Source organism: Alkalibacterium indicireducens, assembly GCF_039522005.1.
Lineage (GTDB): Bacteria > Bacillota > Bacilli > Lactobacillales > Carnobacteriaceae_A > Alkalibacterium > Alkalibacterium indicireducens.
In genome coordinates, this window is record NZ_BAAADA010000191.1 from 1 (window position 1) to 631 (window position 631).

General features: G+C 43.4%; 1 protein-coding gene. It reads right to left on the minus strand.

All coding sequences use genetic code 11. The features are described from left to right. Positions 1 to 187: 187 nt before the first annotated feature. Positions 188 to 550 (minus strand): SPOR domain-containing protein, encoded by a 363-nt coding sequence (locus ABFX15_RS10615; RefSeq protein ID WP_346025386.1) that lies wholly within the window; start codon positions 548 to 550, stop codon positions 188 to 190. Between the last annotated feature and the right edge of the window lie 81 nt (positions 551 to 631).

Genomic DNA, 631 nt, shown 5'->3' on the forward strand with positions numbered 1-631 from the left:
GATAATTATTTATAAGAAGTTTCAATAACCGCAAGGGTTAAACCTGGATATTCAACTGCAAAACTTGAGTTGATTACCTGCATTGGCTTTTAGGTGTTGGTAGCACCTGAAAGACATGGCGGCCTTATTCAATTTCCTTCGTACATATTACCTCTGAAAGCCTTATTTTGCAAGTAATACCTGCCTTTTAATCATATTTTATAAACGCATCAGAAAAGCCTGCTTTCTTTGCTGTGGCAAGCTGTGCTTCAGCGTTGGCTTTAACGGAATAGGCACCGATTTGTACGCGGTAGTATTTCTTTTTCTCCGGTTCGACGGGCTTCGCCCCTTCACTCAGTAGCTTCTTCACATCTGCTCGAAAGGTGTTCATGCTTTTACCGTGTCTTGAAAACCAGTGTCTAGGATCAGCATGGTTCGAAGCAATTCCTCTTTGATGCCCTTCATAGTGACCAATGATATCTTTTTCGGTCAGCTTATATAGTTTGCAAAGATGAACACACAGCTCTACCGCTTCTTTGTAGACCGCATTAAAATACGAGGTGTCGGTCAAACCGTCCTCGCAGTAGAGTAGGAAAGCGCCGCCTTATTGTATTTCTACAACAGGTTTGCGCAGACCCCTCCCCGAACCGTG